The sequence below is a fragment of the Maricaulis sp. W15 genome (assembly GCF_001924955.1).
Classification (GTDB): domain Bacteria; phylum Pseudomonadota; class Alphaproteobacteria; order Caulobacterales; family Maricaulaceae; genus Maricaulis; species Maricaulis maris.
In genome coordinates, this window is sequence record NZ_LQXG01000022.1 from 100168 (window position 1) to 118586 (window position 18419).

The window sequence follows — 18419 nt, forward strand, 5'->3', positions numbered from 1 at the left end:
GGTCGATTGGCTCTACTACTGGCGACTGTTTCGCGGCACCGGGAACAGGAAATTGATGAAGATCGACGACGACCTGAAGGGCCAGGATACGCTCAAAATCCGATGGCATGATGCCCGTTTTGACGATAGCGGCGTCGAGGCGGATTATCTAGTTTTTTCATGGCCGAATGAACGGTTCCAGAGCGGATTGACCCTGATCGGTTTCTCGATCGCCTGGCTGGCTGCAGGGACGATCGATCTGATGTATCTGACCGACACTTCCTACCTGTTGCCGGTTTTTGGTTCGCGGATCGCGACGGCGCTGTTCGGCTTTGCCATGGGGGGTTGGCTCCTGGTGGCGCGACCGCAAAATGGTGACCGCTGGCCGCGGCGCGTGGTCCTGATCTGGCTGATGATGTCCACGGCGACCGGCGTGACGGTGTCTTCGCTCTACCCCCATACGCTGGCGAACGCTTATGAGCTGGAGCAAATGCTGGTGTTCAACAGCTTTTGGATGTCGGTCCAGATGCTAGGCCTCGGCGTGGCTTTGTCATCCCAGCTCCGCGGCGTTGCGATCGCCTCGACAGCCTATGCGGGCAGTTATGTCGCCAATGTCATCTATTGGGCTGACGTGGTGCCCTATCCGGTCGTCGGGCCAACCATTGTGCTGCTTGCCGGTTGCGTGTTTGCCGTGGTGTTGAGCATCGCCTTCTCGATCAGCGCCCGCCGCCGCTATTACCTGACCTGGAAGTATAATGAGGCGCGCGCCGCGGCCGAGCGGGCGCTCGGCTTTTCCTCCTTTCTGCTGTCGGCCGCCGGGCATGACATCCGCCAGCCCATCTATGCGCTGGATCTGAATGCCTCGGCGATCGAGGAACTCGCCGCTGAAGGCAAGTGGGACCGGGTCATGACCATGATCGCCCGCCAGCGTTTCACCCTGCGGCATATCTCCGGCCTGATCGCCTCGATCCTGGAATTGTCACAACTGGACCTGCACGACCAGAAGGCCAGCCGGGACGAGATCGACGTCAACGCGCTCCTGACCGGTCTCGCCACGTCTTTCGCCAGCCTCGCCTCGCATCATGGCGTTTCGATCCGTGTTGTGCCGACCCGGCGCCATCTCATCGCCGACCGGGCGGTCCTGGAGCATGTGATGAACAATCTGGTCGCCAATGCCCTGACCCATTCCGGTGGCACGCGTGTCGTCCTCGGCGTGCGCCGTACGACGAACGGTTGGGCCTTGTGTGTCGCGGACGATGGCAGCGGGTTCCGGGTGGATGATCAAACGAGCGAGCCCGCGACGAGCGGTCGTGACATCACCCGCTCCGGCTTGGGAAGCACAATCATGTTCCGCTTGGCCGAACTGGGCGGTCTGGAACTCGATATCCGGTCGACAGCGGGGCATGGCGTCATGGCGCGCCTGGTTTGCCCGGACAATTAAACGACCAGCCTACGTTAATCACCGTATTCCCCGCCTGCGACGCGCATGCCAGCTTGTACGGGTGATCTGAGGGGCGGTTCGCGGGGGTCGCGGGCTGGCCGGTCATTCGATGCTTGATGCGACGACGTCGCGGCGAATGGCTGTGGAGGTGGAACCAAATGCTCGAACGCCTGACAGGCAGACGCTGACACATTCGAATTCCGGAATCTGATCGAGGTGATGATGCCTCACTGGAGCGGCCAGGTCATGTGACCTGTCCGAACGGTGACGCTCGCGCTGATCAGCCGGACAACGCCAATGAGGGATATCTGACCATGACATGTTTCCGTCGCCAATTTCTGGCCAGCACGGCTCTGATTGCCGCACTCGCCTGCCCGGCTTTTGCCCAGGACATTACCATCCAGGGCAGTGATTACGTCGGGACCGGAATAGCCGCGATCGACGCCAATACCGCCTCGGGCGATATCGTGATCGACGTCGATAGCGTGACCACGACCGGCGATGATGCCCCCGGGGTGGACGCACAAACCCCGGACGGCACGGTCGACATCGCCGTGTCGGGCGACGTGTCGACCGAGGGCGAGCGCTCGACCGGAATTTCAGTGCTCGGCTTCGGTGACGTCAATATCGCGGTTGGCGGCCTGGTCTCGACACAGGGCTACCAGGCATCGGGCGTGATCGCCACCTCGTGCGAAGGCGATATCTCCGCAGACCTTGCCGGTGGGGTGAGCACACTAGGTGTCGCCGCCGGCGCGGTCGACCTTGTGGCCTGCAATGGCGATATCACGTTGGAGACCGGCGATGTTTCGACCACCGGCAACGGATCGGCCGCCATTGTCGCGGAGGCCGTCAGCGGTGATGCCGTCGTGATGGCAGACAATGTCAGCACGGAAGGGGACTTTGCCGGCGCCGTTTCGGTCGTGGGCGGGGGCGATGTCAGTGTCGGGCTGCAGGGGCTGGTTTCGACAACCGGCCAGAATTCGACCGCCGTCAGCGTCTTCGGTGACACAGTCCGCCTCGGCTTCAGCGAAGTCACTGTCGAGGGCCTGTTCTCCTCCGGCGTGACGGCCGGCGGCCGGGTCGTCCTGATCGAAGGCGGGTCGATCATGGCCGCAGGCGAACATGTCGCCGGCCTCAATGTGGAAGCGATCGACGGCTATTCGGAAATGTTGGTGGAGCAGGTCGTCACCACGGGCTTCGACTCCGATGCAGTCCATCTGAACATGCAAAATTCGAATCTGTTTGCCGCTTTTGGCGCCGTTTCAACGGTCGGCGATTCGTCGACCGGCATCCTTGTTGAATCGGATGGCGGCAGGATTGGTCTGATTGCGCAGGGTGTGGAGACCCAGGGCTTCGGCTCGACCGGCATCGATCTCCAGATTGATGCGGCCGACATGCCGTCCGCTGAAGGCGCCGCCCGCCATGAGCAGATCGCCGTCGAGGCCGGTCTGATTTCGACAGCGGGCGACCAGGCCATCGGCATCAGTCTCAACATTGGTGCCGCTGCGGAGGGGGCTGAGTTCGGCGCCAGCTCCATCGGCATCCAGGCCGACAGCATCTCGACGTCCGGCGAGGAAGCGGCCGGCCTTCGCGTATTCGACCCGTCAGGTGTCGGCAGCCTGGAGGTTTCGGCCACGACGGTCACGACTGAAGGGGAAGGGTCTGATGGCATCCAGATGTTTGTCGGCGCGCGCGCCGTTGACCTGACCTCGAGCGGTAGCATCGTGACGGCGGGCGACGATGCCAACGGCATCATTATTTTCAGCGACGTTGATGTCAGTGTCTCTGCCAATGAAATCAGTACCCTGGGAGCGTACTCAACCGGCGTCGAAATTCGCAATATTTGGGAGGACCCGACCGGGTTGGACCCGCGCTACATCAATGTTGATGTCGAGACCGCCAGTGTCGCCGGGCGCTATGCAGATGCCGTCCTGGTGACCTCTGACGATGCGCATGTCAGCGTGCGGGCGGCCAATATTACCGCGCTTGGTGACCATGGCCGTGGTGTCGCTGCGCAAACCGGCAATGGCTCGGTCACGATCCGGGTCACGGAAACGGTAACAACCCGCGGCAATTGGAGCACTGGTATCCTTGGTACCAGCCACACCGGTCGGGTCGATATCCTGGCCAATGATGTCACCGTTGAAGGTGACTATTCCTTCGGCATTGTCGGTGCGGGCAGTTCAGGAGCCGAGGTCGATATCACAACGCTCGGCGATGTGACCGTGACCGGCACCAATGCGACCGCCATCGGGGGCATTTCCCGGTCCAACCCGACGAATCCGGATGGCGGCGGGGCAGGCCATGTCGAGATCAATGTGTTCGGCAATGTTCGCGCATCGGGCGCGATCGACCACGGCCTCCCCGGCCTGGAGCATTTTGGTCATGGCATCTACATCGATGCCGGATCCTCGGACGTCTCGATCGGCGCGGACGGTCACCTTGAATCGACCAATGGCTATGCCTTCTACTCGGCGGACCAGCTGGTGTCGGGTCCCGATGGCGACCTCTACAATCCGGGCGAGGACCGCCTCAGCATTTCCGGCTCGATTGCCGGTGATGTGTGGTTCGGACGTGGTGACGATGAGTTTCTGATCTTTGCCGGTGCCGATATTTCGGGCCTCGGAACCACATTGGGCGGCGACGGCCACGACATGGTGCAATTCAGTGGCTGGGAAGGGGTGATCGACCCAAGCCAGTTCAATTCGTTTGAAGAGTTGAATGTTGCGGAGAATGCCGACCTGGTGATTGCCTCCGAAACACCGGTCGAATGGTCGCTTGCGACAATCAGTCTGAGCGATGCGAGCTTGCGTCTCGGCAATGGCATCACCCTGCGCGGTGATCTGGAAGTCTTTGACTTCGACCGTCGCTCCGGCCTCCTCTTCTTTGATGATGGTGCCAGCACCGGGCAGCTCATCGGCGACATCTTCGCGCCGGATGGCCTGACCATCTCACTGCTCGACCAAGGCGGCGATGATGTTGCCATCCTGACCGGCGATGTCGACGGCGACCTCGATATCGGCATTGATCTGGGCATCGGCAATGGCAGCCTGCTGGCGGCGGACCAGGTCCGCATCGACGGCATGATGACCGGCGATATCGTGCTTTACCTGTCGCCCTATGCCGCCAGCGGCGGCAGTTTCGAGGGAGCCCTGGTCGAAGTGACTGGCGCCCATGGCGACATCACGCTGGCCGATGGCGCCTTCGCCTGGGGCGGGGAAGTGTTCGATATCGATATCTCGGGTGCCAGCGCCAGCCAGGACAAATCCCATGCCGCAGCGGCAGGCGGGACCACCTCGGTCAGCCTGGTTTCACTGGGCTACACGCCGGATGCGGCGGGCGCGATTGCGCTTCCCGCCGTCATCGACGCGCTCGACTCCAGCCTGCTGCAGGGCCGCGCCGCGCGCCGTGGCAGCTCGCGGATGGCCGGTGATGCCGCACTGTGGGGCGAGGTTCGCTTCGATGCCTTTGAGGGCGATGCCCGTGGGGTCGTCTATGACACCGAACAGACCGCCATCCTGCTGGGTGCCGATCTGGTGAACACCACGCTCGAGAACGGCCAGCTGACCGGCACGCTGATGTTCCACACGGCACAAAGCAGCACCGATCTGGTCCAATCCGGCTTGGCACCGGAACAGCTCGATGTTGATACCAACGCGCTCGGCTTTGCGCTGGGCTGGACGTCGAATTCGAGCGGCCGGTATCTGGACCTGGTTGCCTGGGGGACCGACAGAAGCCTCGAACTCGACAGTGTGAAGCTCGACAGCCAGGGACTCGGCGCGAGTGTCGAGGTCGGCACACGGTTCGACATTTCCGGCACTGCAAGCCTGCAACCCTTGATGCAGGTGGTGTGGACCGATGCCCAGATCGACAGCTTCACCGACGCGTCGTCGGGTAGAGAGATCACGCCGGGCGCCGTGAACAGCCTGCATGTCCGGGCCGGCGCGGTTCTCAGCCAATCCCTGTCCGAGAACTGGCAGTTGGAAGCGACGGCCATCGCCGACCTTAACCGCCGTGACTCAGGCGCCACGACGCTGGCCACCGGCTATAGCGACCGCACACGGCTCGCCGGCATGGGGGCAGAGGCCGGGTTGCGACTGACCGGAGCGGTCGGCAATTGGCAGGTGTTCGGGGATGTAACCGGGCGCTGGGCCACCGGGGTCGATGGCGCCGATGGGGTCGGCGGCCGGGTCGGCGTGTCCCGGCGGTTCTAAGGGGGGAGCTGCGGACCCGGGCGCGCTTTCGCGGTGCGACCGGGTCCGCGGTTCAACTGCTCCGGACGCGGAGGGAATATATCGAGCGCTGCCGGCCCGGCGCACACATCGTGACGCGTGCATAGCTGGTTTGCCCTTTATCCGGACGGAAAAATCGGGCATGAGAGCGGCGATGAAAAAAGACTATAAGGTCGCAAAGACACCCGCTGAAGCGGTAGAGCAGCTCGAAGCGCTCTACCAAATGTCCGTTGAACGCCTCCAGACCGCGTTGAAGAGCTTCCTTGATGGCGGACCGCCGCCATCTCCCGAAGAACGCCAGTCGGGGGCCTTTGTTTATCCCGAACTGCGCGTGACCTATGAGCCGGACGGCCCGCCGCCGCCGATCAGCCGCGCTTTCGGCAAATTCACCGATACCGGGCTTTACGCCTCCACGATCACCCACCCGACCCTGTTCGCCGATTATCTGATCGAACAGCTCACCCTGCTGGCCGACCAGTATGAGATCACCATCGAGACCGGGCCGTCGGCGACTGAAATTCCCTTCTCCTACGTGCTCGACGGCGCCGAAGACCTCGACATGAACGCGGCGACGCCGGCCGAGCTGGTGCGTCATTTCCCCTATGCCGACCTGTCGAAGGTCAATGACGATCTGCCCAACGGGCTGAAGGTGATGCAACAGGAGGCGGTGAAACCGCTCTCCCTGTTCGAGGCGCCGCGGGTCGATTATTCGCTGCAGCGGCTGCGCCACTACACCGGCACGCCCTATGAGGACACGCAGCAATTCATCCTCTTCACCAACTATCATCGCTATGTCGACGCCTTCACGGCCTGGGCGATCCGCCAGCTGAAGGAAGACAATCACTACGAGGCCTTTTCGGCAGCGGGCAATGTGCGCGTCGATGCCTCGACGCCGAACGCCCATGCCGTGGTCGAGGGCGCACCCTGGCGCCGCTTCCAGATGCCGGCCTACCACCTGATCGCTCCGGGCGGTCGCGGCATCACCCTGGTCAATATCGGGGTCGGCCCGTCAAACGCGAAGACGATCACCGACCATCTCGCCGTGCTGCGTCCGCAATGCTGGCTGATGATCGGCCATTGCGGCGGACTGCGCCACTCGCAGCGGCTCGGCGACTATGTGCTGGCCCACGCCTATCTGCGCTATGATGCGGTGCTGGACGAGGACCTGCCGCTGGAAGTCCCGATCCCGCCGATCGCGGAAATCCAGATCGCGCTGGAACAGGGCGTTGCCTCGGTCTCCGGCGATAGCGGCGAAACCCTGAAATCACGTCTGCGCACCGGCACGGTCGCCACCTATGCCGACCGCAATTGGGAGCTGCGCTATGCCGCCCAGGCCCGGCGTATCAACCAGTCCCGCGCCATCGCCGTCGACATGGAATCCGCTACCATCGCCGCCAATGGCCTGCGCTTGCGGGTGCCCTATGGCACCCTGCTCTGCGTCTCGGACAAACCGCTGCACGGCGAACTGAAACTGCCCGGCGCGGCCAATCTCTTCTACCAGCGCTCGGTGTCCGAACACCTGGCCGCCGGGATCGAGACGGTGGAAATCCTGAAACGCGATGAGGGCGCCGCCCTGCACTCGCGCAAGCTGAGAAGCTTCGACGAGCCACCATTCAGGTGAGTCCGGCCTGACCCGTAGGGGCGACACCGGATTTGTATGGCAGCGGCTTTGACGCGGGTGGGACAGTTGTCGGCGCCTCGTTGGAAGTGCGGACTCAGGCGACCCGGGCTTTGGCCAACACACCGAACCCACATCTTCCAATAATCGCGCCGCCCCACCGCATACAAAACGGGGGCGCCCGACCGGCCGCCCCCGTTTCCTTGTGCCGAAGGGTAAAACCCTATTCCGGCGATTGCGTCATTGCGCTCAGGTTGACGGCGGCCTCACGGGTCGCATCGCGCTCCGCATCGGGGAGCGGAATCAGACCGCGGTCGGTGAGATATCCGAACTCGCCCCAGGCATCTTCGGAGGTGAATTCGTCGATATACTGGGCCAGTCCGGGAATGATCGCCGCGTGCTGGTTCTTCACGTAGAAAAAGAGCGAGCGCGAAACCGGATAACTACCGTCGGCGATCGCCTCAAACTCCGGTGCGACTCCATCGATCGAAACAGCCGATATGCGATCGGAATTCTGATCGAGGAAGGAATAACCGAAGACACCGAAGGCGGTCGGCGTGTTGACCAGGGTCTGGACAATGGCGTTGTCATTCTCACCGGCATCAATCCAGCGGCCGTCCTCACGAATGCGGCTGGCGATCTGCTCGAAACGGTTGCGGTCATTGTCGCGCAGCGTGTCCATGCACGCGATTTCCCGGGCACCATCCTGCATGGCCAGCTCGACAAAGGCGTCGCGCGTGCCCGAGGTCGGCGGCGGGCCGAACACTTCGATCCGCTGGCGCGGCAGCGACGGATCAATGTCAGACCAGCGCTCATTCGGGTTGGCGATGAAGCTGGAACAGCTGTCGTCCGCCGGGACCTCGGCGGCCAGCGCCAGCCAGACCTGCTCCAGCGAAATGTCGACGTCGGCGGCAGCGCGGTCAGCCGCGCCGATCACAATGCCATCGAAGCCGATCCGCACTTCGGTGATCTCGCGCACGCCATTGTCCTGGCAGCGCTCATATTCCGAGCCGTGCATGCGGCGCGAGGAATTGACGATATCGGGATGCTCCGTACCGACACCGGCACAAAACAGGCGAAGGCCGCCGCCCGAACCGGTTGATTCCACAACCGGGGTGGAAAGACCGGTCTTGGCTCCGAAACTCTCGGCCACGGCGGTCGAGAAGGGAAAGACGGTGGACGAGCCGACAATGCGGATTTGCTCGCGTTGCTGCGCCTCGGCACCACCGGCGATCGCGAGGACCGCGGCCAGGGCGGCGAATTGGGCCTGAAGTTTCATGTCATTCATTCCTTGCCACTAAGCGATGCGGGACAGCCCTCACCATCCCGCTCTGTTTCAAAAATCCCATTGCAGTCGAAGCTGTGCACCCGACACGTCGGTGTTTGCGGCCCCGGGAACGGACAGCCTACCATCGACAAGATTGGCCATCACCCGAACATGGTCTTCCAGATACCAGTTCAAACCGGCGGTGATGGTGTTGAGTTCGCCGGCGGCGACGGAGTCCAGGTCGGCCTGGTCAAAGCGAACCGCGATTTCCCACGCGCCGGGACCGCCATTCGAGATGGTCGTCGTCGGGCGGGTCCGGCCGAACTTGCCGGATCTGGCTGAATAACTGCGTGTCTCGCCGGTCAGGAACCAGCCGAAACTGACGAACCGGGTGTCGAAACCCGGGTCGCTGGCCGGCCCGTCCATCGACTGGACCATCCATTCTGCAGTGACGTGAAAGTGCCCGTTCACAGCCGCGAACTCCAGGCCCCGGAGAAACGCGCTGTCGGCCTCGCCGAGCGCGCGGCCGGGCCGGAAGTCGGCGGTGACGATCCGGTCGGTGATATGGGTTTGCGGACGGACCCGGATACGGGTGCCAGCGTCACCATAGTCGAGATGGCGGACCGAGGCGCCGAGATGGACCGTGGCGTCGTTGACCGTGAAAGTCCGTGTCGCACGGGCCGAGATGGCCCAGCTGTCATCCAGCGCGACCGATTGGGTCAAATCCCCCGGGCGTCCGCCATAGGCGCCGACGCTGAGCGAATAGCCATCACCGGCGTGTACCATGGTGACGCCGACCCGGCGATCAAGGCCGAACAAATCCGTGCCGAGGCCGCGCTCCATGAAGGTGATATAGCGTGAGGACGTCAGCTCCTCGATCGAGTTGGTGGTCTTCATGTGACCGATCTTGATGTCGACCGGGCCGGCATCGAAGGCCAGATAGACATCATTGGCGGCGACCGCGTCGTTGATCAGGTCAAATTCAGCGACATAACCGACACCGCTTACCGTGCCGGTCACGCCGAGGCGGGCCGTGCGGATCTCACTGTCGGCATAACCGGTCCGGACACCGCCGGTGGTGAAATCGATATCGCCATAGTCGAGATAAACGCGGCCGCGGAAAGTGAAACTGTCGCCGCTCGCAACATCGTTCCACGACGGCACGCCGTCGAATTCCCAACCATCCGCCTCTTGGGCGGTTGCGGTCGTCGCAAGGGCAAGGGCAGTGCTGGCAGCCAAGAAGGTGCTCGCAAAAAAATATCCGGTCACGATGGCAGTCCCGAGATCATCAGGACGCCGCTCTGATCCGCTGCGCTATAGGCACAATGTGTCAAAGGGGCGTCGGTTGGGTGAAGCTTTTGCTACAAATTCGATATTTCGCAAAAACTCGTACTCGGACTCGATGACACTTTTGCAATGCTCTCGTGACAGGTTTGTTGCATTCTCCTGCGGCCAAAAAAAAGCCCGGAGCACCAACGCTCCGGGCTTTTTTCGATTATCCCCGTAAAATCAGGTCAGTCGCTTGCGCAGCAATTGCGACATGACGTCGATCGCGCTCACCGCCACGACGATCACGATCACGATCGCCGCCGTGCGCTGATAGTCAAAGGCGCGGACGGCTTCGAACAGGATCTGGCCAATACCGCCGGCACCGATGAGTCCGAGCACCGTCGCCGAGCGTGCATTTGACTCGAAACGATAAAGACCGAAGGAGGTCCAGAGCGGTGCGACCTGGGGAATCACGGCCCAGATCACCTCGTGGATCGGCCGCGCACCGGTTGCCCGGACACCCTCGACCGGCCCGTGATCGATCGACTCGACGGCCTCCGAGAACAATTTGGCCAACACGCCGGTCGTATGGACCGCCAGCGCCATCACACCGGCCAATGGCCCCAATCCGACCGCGGCGATGAAGACCAGGGCGATGATCAGCTCATTGATCGAGCGGAAGACATCCATCAATCGCCGCACCGGTTGCACCACCCAGCCCGGCGCCACATTGCGAGCGCTCAAGAGGCCGAAGGGAATGGCCGAGACAATGGCGATGAAAGTACCCCAGATGGCGATCTGCACCGTCACCACCATTTGCGGAAAGGCTTCCTCGAACCCGTTCGACAAGGCTTCCCAATAGGTCGCGCGCGAGCCGGCATCAGCGATGTCATCCGGCAGAAAACCGGAAATGAACTCGCCCATATCGTCGGCATTTTCAACCAGGAGATAGGCACGATCCATGTCGGCCGAGTTGAAACTCCAGACCAGGACGACGACAACGCCGGCGGCGATCACCGCATTGGCAATGCGCTCCATCAGCGGCACTTTCGGACCCGGCCCGCGTGGCGAAGAAGCCCACAGCAAAAGCACCAGCCCGCCAACCGCGATGACCAGCAGCAAACCGCCCATCATCCAGTCCGGTCCCGACTCGGCGGTGCGGGTCTGACCGTCGGCCTCATTGGTGATCTGTTCGAAGGAATTGCCCTGGCTGGTCAGCCCGGTATTGCCGGCTTCAACTTCTGCCAACCGGGCTTCCAGCTCGGCGATACGGCTGGCCCGTTCCTCGTCGGTCAGATCAGTATCGTGACGCACATTCGTCAGGTCGCGCACGATTTCCAGCTGCACGATCGGATCGAGATGGGCGTTCGACGCCGGCAGGAAGGTCCCGAAATAAAGCGGTTCGAGAACGGCCCGCGCCTCGGCGATTTCTTCCGGCGTACCCATGCGGCCGTAATTCATGAAGAAGTATTGCAGGCGCTGCTTCGCCTCGACGTCGAGATCGGCGCGCCAGATGATCGGGTCGGTGCCGATCATCGGCGAACGCCAGATTTCACGCAGCCGGTTATACATGTCCGGGCGCGACCGCTCGAGCAGGATCATGTTGGTGGTGTTGTTGGTGCCGACATCGATCAGGCCATTGGCGACCGCCACCGCATTCGCCTCGTGATTGGCGTTGCGGACCGAGTTGTAGCACTCGTTCGGATCAATGCCGCGCGGCGCGAAAATGAAGGCCGATGGCACGAGATAGCCGGAGGTCGAGTTGGGATCACCCATGCCGAAATCGAGGGAGCCGTCACAGGCGAGAATGTCGTCGAGGTTCTGGATCGGGCTTTCATTGGGAACCAGAAGGACCGAATGATAGCCTTGTGACCCATCCGGATAGGTCGCCTTGGCAAAAACCTCGCCGCCGGCCCGGCGCACCGCCTGCAGGCCTGAGAAATTGGAAAACCAGGCAAATTGCACGCTGTCATAGCGCATGGCCTGGATCACGCCGGCATAGTCCGAGGCGTAATAGGGTTCGATATCATAGCCGGTCCAGTCCGACATCGCCTCGATGAAGGGACGCCAATTGGTCTCCTGGTTGGAGGAAGACTCGGTCGCGATGATTCCGAAATTGAGGACACGGCGAGGACCGTCGGCCGTGTCGGCAGCGCTGGCGCCACCGGCGGCCGAGCGCGGCTGGTCGGCGGACCCGGAACAAGCGGCCAGGGTCAGGGCGGCGAGAAGGAGGCAGACCTTGGCGAGGCCGCGGAAAGACTGGGTCAGAACGGTTGTCATCACGCCTCTCCCCCTTCGAGAGCGGTTTCGAATTCGGGGCCGTAGATTTCGATCAACTTGTCGCGTGACAGGCCATCGGCCGGACCGTCATAAACAATGCGACCCTTGTTGAGGGCAACGATGCGATCGCAAAAGCGCTGGGCATAGTCGACCTGGTGCAGGGTCACGACGATGGTCAGCTTGTCGTCCAGATTGAGCGCGCGCAGCGTCTCCATCACCTTGCGGGCCGAGACCGGGTCTAGCGAGGCAATCGGTTCATCGGCCAACAGGACTTCCGCGCCCTGGACCAGCGCCCGGGCAATGGCACCGCGCTGCTGTTGGCCGCCGGACAGGTTGGAGGCCCGGCGCGCGGCGAAGCCTTCAACACCGACCCGGGTTAGCGCATCCATCGCCGCCTGCTTGACGTCGTTGGGGAAGATCCCGAACACGCCACGCCAGGTCGGCAGACGACCAAGCGCACCGACCAGCACATTCTGGAACAGGGACAGGCGACCGACCAGGTTGAACTGCTGGAAGATGAAGCCGAGCTTGATCCGGTTGCGCTGCACACCGCCGGACAGCTTGCCACGCTGCTGCATGGTGCGACCAAGCACGGCAACAGGGCCACTGTCGGCATCGGCAACCTGCAGCGCCGCAGCGACGCGCAGGAGGGTCGACTTGCCCGAACCGGACGGGCCAATAAGCGCAACCATCTCGCCCGGCTTCACAGCCAGGCTGACATCGTCGAGCGCTTTTGTTTCGCCGAATGTCATGCGCAGATTTTCGGCTTGGAGCGCCAGCGCGGCGTCTGTCATTGTATCTGTCCCCGATTGAGTCCCGACCTTGTGGCCCACGCGTATTACACTTTTGTGACAGGACGGGAATGATTCACATTCACCTCGCGACCATAATCCTCATTATCGCCCTTGGTTGGCTCGCCTGGACCGATGCCCGCAGCTTGCGCCTGCCGGACATCGGGACCCTGCCCCTGATTGCGATCGGCATCCTGATGAATGCAATCCTTCTTGGCACGCCCGGGGCTTCGCTCGTCGGCGCCGCCCTGGGCTATGGCAGTTTCGTCGCCATTGAGACCGGCTATCGCCGCCTGCGCGGGCGCGACGGGCTGGGCCGCGGCGATGCCAAACTCCTGGCCGCCGCCGGCGCCTGGTGCGGCGGCTGGCTGTTGCCGCTCATCGTCCTCGTCGGCGCCCTGTCGGCCCTGGTCGCTATCGGCGCCATCGCCTTGATCCGGCGCCAATCGCCTGATGCCGGCCAACCCTTCCCCTTTGGACCCTGGCTGGCGCTCGGCTTTTTTGCCGGCTGGGTCCACCGCGCCTACGGGCCGGGCCTGTTCCCGGCCTTCTAGGGCGTTGCCGCGCGCGCCCGGCAGCGATAATGGCCGAGCAGCGGGATGACGACGCGCTGGCCATTGGGTTGCTCGACCCGCATCACCGCCCGGTCAATGCGCAAACCGGTCTCCAGCGGATCACCGATCACACCGGTCAGGCGGATATCGAGCTGCCGGTCCGTGTCGACATAGGTGCGCTGATAGGCGTCGCCGGAAACATACCCCCCCTCGCGCGGCGGCACGTAGAAACCGTGTGCGGCACCGCTGGCAAAAATCCGGGCAAAGCCCTCGGTCTCGTTCTCAAAGACGAGGAAACGATGCGCCTCATCGACGGTCCAGAAGAAGGTCGCACACTCACCATCGGCAAGGCTCTGCGGCGGCAAGGCACCCGCGGTCGGCTCGGCACCACCCTCGACGGGGCGCACATTGTTGACCGGCGGCGGCGGCGCCAGGCGCGACACCGACCCGGTCGTCGCGCCGCAGGCCGTCAACGCCAGCATGCCGAGGCCTGCCGCAATGATCAAACTAGCCCGTCGGACCATAGCGCTCACTCCCCTCGGCCCGCCACGCCGTGCCATCGCGCTGCATGCCGGCCAATGCCAGGCCGTCGACCAGTTCCGGCCAACTGGTCTCGATCCGCGCCGTCCAGTCATAGCCATCGCTGCGGAAGCTGACACGCCCGTCCAGCGACAACCCGTCCACGGCACCCGTCCAGTCCAACACGAGACGGTCGTCAACACACGCAAATTCACCGGTCACGGCCGGACCGTCGCGACCGTAGAGCCGTGCCAGCCCGATCAAGGCCCCGGTGCGGGCCGTGCCCGATACGGCCACACACGCGCCATCGCGAATTTCAAGCCGGCTCAGCCGGACAAAGACACGCTCCGCCGGATCAAGGCCCGGCAGGGGTTCCAGACCCAGACGGTCAAGCGTGACCACAAGCTGGCTCTCGCCCAGTTCCAGCGATGCCGGCGAAAAGCGCGCCACGCCATCGCCGCGCAGGCTGGCATCGGCAAGGCGCCAATTGCCGCCCAACTGTCCGGACACCAGGGCGAGCGGGTCGAGCGAGACTTCCAGCTCGCGCACCGGCACACCATTGAGGGTGAGGCCATAAACGCGGCCCTGCCAGATCGTGCCGAACACATCACGATAGCCCAGCGCCTGGCTGCCACCGGCTGCCAGGGCAACCGCCTTGAGTGGCATCAACACGATCAGCCAGACCAGCAGGAGACCAAGGACAAGAGCGATCCGGGCCAACATCACACCCCTCCCCGGCTGAGCACAATGGAAGCCGAGACGAAACCATCGGCGACACGGTCCAGGCTCGATGCCTGTGGCCGCACGCCATAGCGCTCCTCCAGATCGACCAGCCAGCGCAGCACGGCGGCGGTTTCGGCGCGTTCGATATTGACCGTCAGACGACCATCCTCGCCCGGCACCATGCGGGCCAGGGCGATGTCATGACGCAGGGCCAGCGAACCGACCACGGCCCGCAGCGACTGGGTCGGCGCGTCGCTGGCGGACTGGCCCGCGGCCAGCATCCGATAACGGTCGGCGTCGGCCTCGACCGCGCGATAAAGCCGCATCGAGGCGGCATAGTCCTGGCGCGCGCGGTCATGCACGCCCATCAATGGCTGGACGATCAAGCCGGTGACAGCGAGCACCACGGCCAGCGCGCCGGCGATACCCAGCATGACCTGTTCGCGCACGGTCAGGCCTTCCCACCAGGCGGTAATCGGGTTGAGCAGGGACATCATGGCAACCTCACCACAAACTCGCCCTCAATGCCGGACGTGCCCTCGCGGGCGCCGCCATCATCGAGCCGCAGGCCAAGCCGGGCGGCGCGCGCACTCAGAGCGTCAAAATCGGAAAAATCGGTGTAAGTCGCGCCCACCGACAGGGCGTCCCGGGTGGGGTCGAAACGGACATGATCGATCCGGATGCGATCACTCTCGGCAGTCAGATCGTCGAGCGCCGCGAGCAATTGCAAGAAGGCCGAACTGCCCGTGCCCTCCAGTCGTGCCACGCGTTCCGACAGGAAGCGCTCGGCCTCGGCGGCGATCACTGAGCGGCCGAAATCGGGAATGGCATGGTTGAACTGCGCAATCGTTGCAGTTTCGAAACGGGCAGCCTGAAGCCGGAAGTAAACGGTCTCGCCGCCCAGCAGCGTACAAAAGGCCACGAGCAGGCCTGCCGCCATCAGGGCCGGGCGTCGCAAGGGCCGGATCAGGGCCGACCAGTCCATCGTCGAGACCAGCGCCTCGCCGAACAGGCGCGGCAGGGCGGACAATCGCTCGGGCGCCATGGCGCTGGCCCGCAAATCCATCTCGCCCTGGCCGATGGCACGGAAATTGGCCCCGGTCAGGCCGAGCGAGCGCGACACCGCAATCTCGCCGCTGCCGGCAGCCTGGGCGAGCGGCTGGATGACCGCGCCGAACAGGGCCGCGTCCATCGCTCCGGCGATCGGACCGGCAGAGATTTCAATGTCGGGATCATAAGCAAACAGGACCGCATCGCCGCGGTCATAAAGCGTCAGCGCAGCGCCGGGCTCGGCGGCGACGAGGCTGTCGGGCACCACAAAGGCCGGACGCACCACCAGCGGCGCCAGCCGTTCGCGCCATTGGCTCAGCAGCGCCGCATCAATGGCGGCGACCCAGCGCTGGTCATCCTCGGCGCGCGGACCGGGCAGGACCGTCGTATCGGCCAGGCGTGCCGCGATCTCGTCTTCGACAAGATAGGGCGCCGCTTGCCGGGCCTCGCGCTCGGACCGGGCCGGAATGGCAAGGCGGGACAGATGGACATGCTCGCCGGGCAGCAGGATCACCGTGCGATCGACAGCGCCGACCGTGGCGGCGTCGAGTGTTTCACTGGCTTCCAAGCGACCATCGCGCAGACGCGCCTGGGTGCGGCGGTCCACCACCGACCAGCCGACACTGTCTTGCGGTCCCGGTTTGAGGATCAGGTCGAGACTCATTGGGCGTATCCGTATCTCTGTGTCAGGCGGTGCAGCGTGGTCCCGCCGCGCCATTCGAAAACCGCCTCCAGGCGGTAGCTCTGGCCGTCGTGAAGGACATCGACAGTCACGTCAAAATACCGGGTGTCGACACCAACCGCTTCGCGCAAACTTGCGTCGGGCGTCAGAGCCTGCACCGGCTCCAGCGTCCAGAAGGCTTCGGCATTGGCAAAACCCGCCGCCGGCCGGCTGAGCAGGATGCCTTCGACCGCCACGCGGCCTAGCGCACCGTCAAACACGGCGACGAGCAGCGGCCAGTCATCGCCGGTCATGGTGTTGATGTTGAGCGGCAGCGGTGCCGCCACCGGCCGGGCACAGACATGGGGTTCGATCAAGCGGTAGAGCGTCGGCGTCATCGAGGCGAGGGCAAGCAATTCCCCGCTTTCCGCCATCAGCGTATTGCCAGTGCGATAGGGCGTGGCGAGGCCGGCATAGCGCTCATCCTCACCGCCACCGGGCAGCGGCCGGTTGTCGCTGTCGATCCAGTCGCTGGCTTCAGCGGCGATCCGGCCGGCTTCGGTCGCCGGCACGCCGAGGGCCGACATCAAGCGCTCGAACCGGCCGCGCTGGGTTGCATCGGCGACCAGCAGGCCCTGCCCCTCATCGACCACCAATCCGTTGATATTGAAGCAATTGTTTCCGTCCGCGATACGCCCGGTCAAAACCCCGCGTTCAATGGGAAACTCGCGCGCCGACTGCAGCCAGGCCGCATCCGGGCGCAAAGCCGTGGCCGGCTCGCGCATGGCATTGGCGATCAGGCCGCTGGCATATTCCCGCGCGCCGAGCGCGTACCAATAGGCCTGGTCGCGCCCATCCATATTGGCCGAGCGGCGCATGGCAACGCGCAACTCGCCCGCCAGCATCATCGACATCGAGGCCATCACCGCGACCAGCAGCAGGGCGCTGACCAGCGAGGCGCCGCTTTCACGGTGGGCGAAGGGCGAAGCGTCGAGGCTCATCCGCCCGCCTCGGTCGTCAGCACGACATGTTCCATCGCCCCCAGACGCGGCGTGACATAGCGCAGGCGGACCGCGCGCGGCAACGCGATCTCGGTCTGGCCGGGGCGCAGGCCGATGCGCGGTGTCCAGGCGGCGCCGACCAGAAAGTCCAGCTCGACCGCATCCAACCCGGCCAACAGCACGCTTTCCGAGGCCGCCTCGGCACGGCCGCCATCGGGGTAGGGTAAAACCCGGCGCACCAGATCGCCATCACGCAGGACATAATCGATCCGCGCCAGGCTGGAGCGCGGCCGCAACAGGCCGGGATTGGCCCGGCCGCGACGGGTCAGGGTGAGCAGCGTGATACCGGCGCTTGCCTGCGTTGCGGCGGCGCCATGGATACCATCCGCATCGCCCGCAAAAACGAAGGCCTCGCTGCGTCCATCCGCCGTCCGCACCGGGCGCAGGACGAGCTGGCCGAGATCCTCGCGCAGCAGCGTGCGCGTCATGTCGATCCGGCCGGTCTGTTCCAGCACGCCGGAATTCTGTTCCCGGGCATTGAGGCTGGTCGACATCAGGCCGACCGAAATCACGCCGATCACCGCGAAGATGAAGACCGAGACCAGGACTTCGGTCAGCGAGAAGCCAGCCTCATCAGGGCCGTGTGGATTTGCGCCAACCGCGCTCATGACGGCACCCGGCGGAACGTGTCGAGCGAGGCAAGGACCTGGTCCTGGCCGCTTTCGGTCAGCTCGATATGGATCCGCACCAGCCCGGCTTCACCGGTCTGGGCGATACGGGTGCGCCAGTCATAGCTGACCCCGCCCAGTTCATAACGACCCGAGCGCGCTTCCGGCGCATCGGCACGCAGCCATTCGGTGTTGAGCAGGTTCTCTGCCGCCAGGGCGGCGAGCGCCCGCGTTTCAACGGCGGCGGTATTCTGCGTCGTGGTGCGTGTCAGATTCATCAGGGCCAGGCCGGCGATCGCAACGATTGCCAGGGCCGTCATCATCTCGATCAGCGAGAAACCGGCATCGGTGTGCTGCGTCGTCATC

The 18419-nt window shown here is 64.0% G+C and carries 15 protein-coding genes; 4 read left to right on the plus strand and 11 right to left on the minus strand.

All coding sequences use genetic code 11. From position 1 onward, the window contains the following. The first annotated feature begins 55 nt into the window (after positions 1–55). The 3 genes from AWH62_RS16300 (at position 56) to AWH62_RS16310 (ending at position 7273) form a co-directional block, all read left to right on the plus strand. Complete coding sequence (locus tag AWH62_RS16300) at positions 56–1420, plus strand: HAMP domain-containing sensor histidine kinase (protein WP_158025655.1); 1365 nt, start codon at positions 56–58, stop codon at positions 1418–1420. Positions 1421–1734: 314 nt separating this feature from the next. After that, positions 1735–5634 carry an autotransporter domain-containing protein gene (locus AWH62_RS16305; RefSeq protein WP_143743113.1) on the plus strand — a complete coding sequence of 1300 codons (3900 nt, stop codon included), beginning with the start codon at positions 1735–1737 and terminating at the stop codon, positions 5632–5634. A 172-nt stretch (positions 5635–5806) separates the two neighbouring features. Then, entirely contained in the window at positions 5807–7273 is a 1467-nt protein-coding gene (locus AWH62_RS16310) for an AMP nucleosidase (RefSeq protein ID WP_075191550.1), read from the plus strand. A gap of 220 nt (positions 7274–7493) precedes the next feature. Here AWH62_RS16310 and AWH62_RS16315 read toward each other — a convergent pair whose 3' ends face one another. From AWH62_RS16315 to phnC, 4 genes are all read right to left on the minus strand, one after another. Further along, complete coding sequence (locus tag AWH62_RS16315) at positions 7494–8549, minus strand: substrate-binding domain-containing protein (RefSeq protein ID WP_075191608.1); 1056 nt, start codon at positions 8547–8549, stop codon at positions 7494–7496. Positions 8550–8606: 57 nt separating this feature from the next. Then, entirely contained in the window at positions 8607–9806 is a 1200-nt protein-coding gene (locus AWH62_RS16320) for an OprO/OprP family phosphate-selective porin (protein WP_075191551.1), read from the minus strand. Between the two features lie 240 nt (positions 9807–10046). Next, positions 10047–12086: a phosphonate ABC transporter, permease protein PhnE gene (phnE, locus tag AWH62_RS16660; protein WP_083635276.1), complete on the minus strand. Its 2040-nt coding sequence runs from the start codon at positions 12084–12086 to the stop codon at positions 10047–10049. Next, entirely contained in the window at positions 12086–12880 is a 795-nt protein-coding gene (gene phnC / locus AWH62_RS16335) for a phosphonate ABC transporter ATP-binding protein (protein WP_075191552.1), read from the minus strand. Before phnC ends, phnE begins: the two co-directional genes overlap by 1 nt. Before the next feature lie 68 nt (positions 12881–12948). On the opposite strand from phnC, the gene AWH62_RS16340 reads away from it, so the two are divergent. Then, a complete protein-coding gene (locus tag AWH62_RS16340; protein ID WP_075191553.1) occupies positions 12949–13431 on the plus strand; it encodes an A24 family peptidase in 483 nt (160 codons plus the stop codon). Here the strand turns inward: AWH62_RS16340 and AWH62_RS16345 are convergent. The 7 genes from AWH62_RS16345 to gspI are packed head-to-tail and all read right to left on the minus strand — an operon-like array spanning position 13428 to position 18418. Continuing rightward, entirely contained in the window at positions 13428–13955 is a 528-nt protein-coding gene (locus tag AWH62_RS16345) for a hypothetical protein (protein ID WP_143743114.1), read from the minus strand. The genes AWH62_RS16340 and AWH62_RS16345 overlap by 4 nt on opposite strands. After that, positions 13939–14673, minus strand: coding sequence for a type II secretion system protein N (gspN, locus tag AWH62_RS16350; protein WP_075191555.1), 735 nt, complete (start codon positions 14671–14673; stop codon positions 13939–13941). Before gspN ends, AWH62_RS16345 begins: the two co-directional genes overlap by 17 nt. Continuing rightward, positions 14673–15170: a type II secretion system protein M gene (locus AWH62_RS16355; RefSeq protein ID WP_075191556.1), complete on the minus strand. Its 498-nt coding sequence runs from the start codon at positions 15168–15170 to the stop codon at positions 14673–14675. The genes gspN and AWH62_RS16355 overlap by 1 nt, the downstream gene beginning before the upstream one ends. Then, the gene (gene gspL, locus AWH62_RS16360) at positions 15167–16387 is read right to left on the minus strand and encodes a type II secretion system protein GspL (RefSeq protein ID WP_075191557.1); all 1221 of its coding nucleotides are present in this window, start codon (positions 16385–16387) and stop codon (positions 15167–15169) included. Before gspL ends, AWH62_RS16355 begins: the two co-directional genes overlap by 4 nt. Continuing rightward, on the minus strand, positions 16384–17385 hold the full coding sequence (gene gspK / locus AWH62_RS16365; RefSeq protein WP_075191558.1) for a type II secretion system minor pseudopilin GspK: 1002 nt from the start codon (positions 17383–17385) through the stop codon (positions 16384–16386). Before gspK ends, gspL begins: the two co-directional genes overlap by 4 nt. Continuing rightward, positions 17382–18053, minus strand: a complete 672-nt coding sequence (locus tag AWH62_RS16370; RefSeq protein ID WP_075191559.1) for a type II secretion system protein GspJ — start codon at positions 18051–18053, stop codon at positions 17382–17384. The genes gspK and AWH62_RS16370 overlap by 4 nt, the downstream gene beginning before the upstream one ends. Then, complete coding sequence (gspI, locus tag AWH62_RS16375) at positions 18050–18418, minus strand: type II secretion system minor pseudopilin GspI (RefSeq protein WP_075191610.1); 369 nt, start codon at positions 18416–18418, stop codon at positions 18050–18052. Before gspI ends, AWH62_RS16370 begins: the two co-directional genes overlap by 4 nt. Position 18419: the final 1 nt, after the last annotated feature.

Coding starts and splice junctions, on each gene's coding strand:
- AWH62_RS16305 (WP_143743113.1), top strand. CDS start 1,735: ATGACATGTTTCCGTCGCCAATTTCTGGCCAGCACGGCTCTGATTGCC.
- phnE (WP_083635276.1), bottom strand. CDS start 12,086: ATGACAACCGTTCTGACCCAGTCTTTCCGCGGCCTCGCCAAGGTCTGC.
- AWH62_RS16345 (WP_143743114.1), bottom strand. CDS start 13,955: ATGGTCCGACGGGCTAGTTTGATCATTGCGGCAGGCCTCGGCATGCTG.
- gspL (WP_075191557.1), bottom strand. CDS start 16,387: ATGAGTCTCGACCTGATCCTCAAACCGGGACCGCAAGACAGTGTCGGC.
- AWH62_RS16370 (WP_075191559.1), bottom strand. CDS start 18,053: ATGAGCGCGGTTGGCGCAAATCCACACGGCCCTGATGAGGCTGGCTTC.
- AWH62_RS16340 (WP_075191553.1), top strand. CDS start 12,949: ATGATTCACATTCACCTCGCGACCATAATCCTCATTATCGCCCTTGGT.
- gspI (WP_075191610.1), bottom strand. CDS start 18,418: ATGACGACGCAGCACACCGATGCCGGTTTCTCGCTGATCGAGATGATG.
- AWH62_RS16300 (WP_158025655.1), top strand. CDS start 56: ATGAAGATCGACGACGACCTGAAGGGCCAGGATACGCTCAAAATCCGA.
- gspK (WP_075191558.1), bottom strand. CDS start 17,385: ATGAGCCTCGACGCTTCGCCCTTCGCCCACCGTGAAAGCGGCGCCTCG.
- gspN (WP_075191555.1), bottom strand. CDS start 14,673: ATGTTGGCCCGGATCGCTCTTGTCCTTGGTCTCCTGCTGGTCTGGCTG.
- AWH62_RS16315 (WP_075191608.1), bottom strand. CDS start 8,549: ATGAAACTTCAGGCCCAATTCGCCGCCCTGGCCGCGGTCCTCGCGATC.
- AWH62_RS16310 (WP_075191550.1), top strand. CDS start 5,807: ATGAAAAAAGACTATAAGGTCGCAAAGACACCCGCTGAAGCGGTAGAG.
- phnC (WP_075191552.1), bottom strand. CDS start 12,880: ATGACAGACGCCGCGCTGGCGCTCCAAGCCGAAAATCTGCGCATGACA.
- AWH62_RS16355 (WP_075191556.1), bottom strand. CDS start 15,170: ATGATGTCCCTGCTCAACCCGATTACCGCCTGGTGGGAAGGCCTGACC.